This is a genomic window from Mucilaginibacter sp. (assembly GCF_028288225.1).
GTDB lineage: Bacteria > Bacteroidota > Bacteroidia > Sphingobacteriales > Sphingobacteriaceae > Mucilaginibacter.
Map to the genome: position 1 here is coordinate 1 of NZ_JAQBOC010000067.1, position 4,270 is coordinate 4,270.

General features: G+C 42.6%; 5 protein-coding genes. 3 read left to right on the plus strand and 2 right to left on the minus strand.

Annotated features, from left to right (window positions below; genetic code table 11):
• Window positions 1-179 precede the first annotated feature (179 nt).
• Window positions 180-1,724: a S53 family peptidase gene (locus tag JWQ54_RS20235; RefSeq protein WP_299588603.1), complete on the minus strand. Its 1,545-nt coding sequence runs from the start codon at window positions 1,722-1,724 to the stop codon at window positions 180-182.
• Between the two features lie 304 nt (window positions 1,725-2,028).
• On the opposite strand from JWQ54_RS20235, the gene JWQ54_RS20240 reads away from it, so the two are divergent.
• The gene (locus JWQ54_RS20240) at window positions 2,029-3,108 is read left to right on the plus strand and encodes a hypothetical protein (protein ID WP_299588606.1); all 1,080 of its coding nucleotides are present in this window, start codon (window positions 2,029-2,031) and stop codon (window positions 3,106-3,108) included.
• A 99-nt stretch (window positions 3,109-3,207) separates the two neighbouring features.
• Here JWQ54_RS20240 and JWQ54_RS20245 read toward each other — a convergent pair whose 3' ends face one another.
• Window positions 3,208-3,606, minus strand: a complete 399-nt coding sequence (locus tag JWQ54_RS20245; protein WP_299588608.1) for an ester cyclase — start codon at window positions 3,604-3,606, stop codon at window positions 3,208-3,210.
• 214 nt (window positions 3,607-3,820) lie between these two features.
• Here JWQ54_RS20245 and JWQ54_RS20250 point away from each other — a divergent pair, with 214 nt between their 5' ends.
• Together JWQ54_RS20250 and JWQ54_RS20255 are read left to right on the plus strand one after the other, a co-directional pair.
• Window positions 3,821-4,012: a hypothetical protein gene (locus JWQ54_RS20250; RefSeq protein ID WP_299588611.1), complete on the plus strand. Its 192-nt coding sequence runs from the start codon at window positions 3,821-3,823 to the stop codon at window positions 4,010-4,012.
• A gap of 112 nt (window positions 4,013-4,124) precedes the next feature.
• On the plus strand, window positions 4,125-4,270 hold a 146-nt coding region (locus JWQ54_RS20255), incomplete at its 3' end, for a GIY-YIG nuclease family protein (RefSeq protein WP_299588614.1).

Here is a 4,270-nt window from a genome sequence, read left to right on the forward strand (position 1 = left end):
TTTTATGTTAACGTTTTCCACAAAGTTTTTAGTTTTTAACACCCCCCAGACCCCCCATTTCCAACAATAACAATATTTAATAAAAACTATCTTTGGTAATACAAAGGTAATACAAAGGAAAGGGTCTTATATGTCAGCGCAGGGCAATGCCCTGCGAAATATAGAAAGCGACATGATCATTACAACCTGCTGAGCACACCCAGACCGGTACATGCGTCCCAGCCGGCACCGGCATCATAGCCTTTATTGCCGGAGGTGGTGCGGTTGTTGCCAACTGTAATATCGCGGCATATGGATGGCCTTGCTGCATATAAGGCTGGGTTTATAAACCCGGCCCATTTACCATTTTGCTGGTTAATGCGGGCAATAAGACCAGCGTACAATGGTGCCACTGCGCTTGTGCCGCCAATTACCAGTTCTTCACCGTCAACCAGTATATTGTATCCTGTATTGGGATCAGCGTTGCCGGCTACATCGGGTACGCCGCGGCCGGTATGGTTGGTTCCATCTTCTTTAGGCACTTTGGCATTTTTCTGGTAATCGGGTAGGGCGAATACGTTGCTTACGCCCCCACCGGTTGCTGAATCGTTAGAATCATGCCAAACTGTTTCAGAGGTGATCTCGTTACTGCCATTCACTTTCAAGGTGGTTCCGCCGCATGCCAGTACATAAGGGCTGGAGGCCGGAAAATCCACATTCACATTGCCGCCCGGCATCCCATCGCTTGATCCGTTATCGCCTGCCGCTGCGCAGATGGTAACACCCAATATGGCGGCGGCTTTAAATGCCTCGTTATAGTTGTTTAATGATTGTTCGGTCCAGTTTACCTCGGCGCCGCCCCAGCTAATGGATATTACCGATGGTTTGTGGGTTTTATCGTGCACCGCTTTGGTTATCGCATCAAGGAAGCCTTTATCACTGTTTGGAGAAAAATAAACTACAATTTTAGCGCCGTTAGCAACAGCACCGGCCACTTCAATATCCAGCATCACCTCACCATCAGCACTGTTGGCATTTGTGGGTTTGTTTTTGCCCTTATCCACAGATATTGCCTTAACCGAAGGCTTTTTTATTCCCAGTCCTTTAAAATATTTTGCAAGGTCCTTGGCACGGTATCCTCCGCCCAGTTCAATAATGGCAATGGTTTGTCCCTTGCCGTTAAAGCCCGCCGGAAAGCCATAGATGTCCGCCAGTTGGTTTGGTGAAAAGGAATTTGTTACCGCTGCCCGCGGACTAATCCCACCCTCATTTTTTTTAAATTTAAATAAGGGCCTTGCCACTTTGCGGTCATCCAAGCCAAAAACACCTTCAACTACATCTTTTAATGCTTCGGGGATAAAAATATCACCCTTCCTAACCCTGATTGCATCACCGTGCGAGTCGACAGCTTTTGACAGGTTTACATCAAAAGCGGCTTCCATCCTGGCAATGCTGCCCCGCAAAATAACACTGCGGCGCGGCAAGCTTACTTCAACCGTGCTTAGTTTATAATGCCGGGCAAAAGATTCAACCTGCTCCACATCTTTTTGCGAAGCGCCAAACTCTTTTTCGTAATCGCTGTGATCTACTCTTTCGCCTGAATTTAATTGTGATTCAATGGACTTTTTCCGGCGGATCCGCAAGGTAACTTCTATAAACTTATTGCGGTTTAATTTAGCAGTTGTTTCGCCTGAATGGGGCTTTTTTTGGCTGCCTGCTAATACAACCTTGTTTAATGCTTTCATTTTTAGGTTTTTGAATAAATTTACAACTATTTAAATTAAACTTACAATTAAAACAGGTGTTTTTTAAGTTAACCTTACCCCCTTTAATGTGCCTTGATCTGGCGCCCCGATCACTTAATGTGAAAGTTTCCCGATCTATGATCAAGGTAACAGTGAACGAAACAATTAAATTAATAAAGCTGTATATCAAATAAGCTAATATCAGCCGGTTATTTTAAAGAAGATGCAGGCTTCTTCATTTTTGCCGGTACCTTTTTATCGAACCACCCCAGGAAATTATCACGTTAACTTAAATATTATCAGTATGAAAACTAAAAACTATTACCTATTGCTATTAGGTTTGGCTGTTACTGTGTTTTCTTGTAAGAAGAACGAAGTCCCTGCGCCTGCGCTGCCCAACAATCCGGAGGCACAATTTTCAGGTGCACCAACCGGGTTACCGCGGCTTTCTGTTATCACCATAGCGGGCGGCTCCTTTTATAATGACTTTGGATATGTTGACGGGCCCGGAGCCCAGGCCAGGTTTCATGATCCGATGGGGATTGACCTGATGGACGACGGCACTATATATGTGGCAGACAGGACCAATAATAAGATCAGGAAAATATCCCCGCTAAAAGTAGTTTCTACAATTCCCATTCCCAACAGCGGTACACAAACATTGGAGCAACCCCGAAAGGTCAGGGTTTTGGCGGATGGAACGATCAATATTATTGAACAGGAGCACGATGGAGATGCGACTACCAAAAAAGTGTGGATCCTGAGGCCTGGCGGCCAGCTGATCACCCCGGCTTATCACGATGTTAATTATCATTATTTCGATCTTGTGAGAAACCCATACACCAATTATATGTTTATGTGCGGCGTGGCGCCTGTTTATATAAATGGCACCACTGAATATAATTACAAGGGAAGCTTAGAAAAATTTATATTAAACTCCGCGGCAACAATAATCGGCAAAGACGCTTACACGCCGCCGGTTGATTCCCTAAACGCTTATGATAAAACCAATCCTTTTTTTACAGCAATGTACTGCGGATATAACAACGTAAAATACCTCGCCATAAACAGGAGCTTATACAAATTGACACCGTTGGGCGTATTTACTGAAATTTACAGGGGTCTGATCCCTACCATTATTAATGATATTATTGTTACCAAAGACAGCCGTACCATATATCTTTGTGTGGACAATGGGATTTATAGCTTATACAATAACACGGTGACCAGGCTGGTAGGGATGCATGAAGAACTTCATGGGAAGGACGGGATAGGCAGGGACGCCGATGTTCATCCTTTATTTTTTGCACTTTCGAAAGATGAGAGCACTATTTATTTTAGCGATTACGGGAATAATAGTATCAGGAAGTTGATTTTGAGATAAAGTTGGTGGGTTAGGTTCATAGTTGATGGTCCATAGTCGATGGTGAAGAATTAGTTAAGATGGTGAGGAATCAGTTAAAAAGCCTGGTGTTGCGAATGACTAACGCAGCTGTTCTTCCGTTATTTTGCCGATCTGCAGGTTAAGGGTTAAAAAGTCGAAATGGTTCCAGCCGTTCAGGAGCTGGCCGTTTTTTAATTGTACAACAGATGTGCCCGTAATATTTACGGGTTTGCCGCTTTGCTTGTGTTTAGCTGTAACTGTACATAGCGAAACTTCGTAATCGTCCTCCGAAATGCTTTTATCAATGGTTACATGAATGTCGGCAAACTCATTGCGGAAGGTTTTATAAAATTGCTTAAAGGCATCAACACCTACCAGCGGCCCCGGACCCAGGCCATAGGCTTTTACATGCGGGTGCATCAGTTCGTCTATAATGCTTTCATTGTCCTGGTTCCAAAGCTCATTGTACCAGCGGAGCATAAAATCTTTATTTTGCATGTTAACAGGCTTTAGGAGTGAAATTGGTAAATCTAATTTACTGATATTTAATAATATAACAATAAATTCAATAAAAATACCGGCATTTTAACAACCCTGACCCAATGCTATTTTGAGATGCAATATTCCTGTGCTGTAGCGAAAATTTTGGTATCGATAAATCATAAAATTTATTTATCTTCATCAAATAATAACCTAAACATTCAATTCACAAATGAAAAATCCGGAAAATGACCTGAGGGCTTTTTATGCAGTGCATACCAAAGATGAACTTCAAAAGGAAATCCCGACAAATGAAATTTCACCAAATTCTGAAACTCCCCGCGCGATAGACAGGGCTGATCAAAGATCTGCAGAATCAAGGATAGCTATTTTAAAAGGGCTGATAGTTAAACATAAGATGTAAGCCCCTGCGGAATCTAAAGGGGGAATGACAAGGGTGGCCTGTCATGGTGAGCCTGTCGAACCACGACGTGCGCGGCGAAATGAAGATGTTTTAATGGAGAACAATCATTACGATGAACCAATATTTTGTATACATATTGCTTTGCAGGGATAATTCCTATTATACAGGTATTACCAATAATTTGGAAAGTAGATTATATGATCATCAAACAGGTATTGACCCTAAAGCTTATACTTTTAAAAGAAGACCGGTAAAAAT

Coding starts and splice junctions, on each gene's coding strand:
- JWQ54_RS20235 (WP_299588603.1), bottom strand. CDS start 1,724: ATGAAAGCATTAAACAAGGTTGTATTAGCAGGCAGCCAAAAAAAGCCC.
- JWQ54_RS20240 (WP_299588606.1), top strand. CDS start 2,029: ATGAAAACTAAAAACTATTACCTATTGCTATTAGGTTTGGCTGTTACT.
- JWQ54_RS20245 (WP_299588608.1), bottom strand. CDS start 3,606: ATGCAAAATAAAGATTTTATGCTCCGCTGGTACAATGAGCTTTGGAAC.
- JWQ54_RS20250 (WP_299588611.1), top strand. CDS start 3,821: ATGAAAAATCCGGAAAATGACCTGAGGGCTTTTTATGCAGTGCATACC.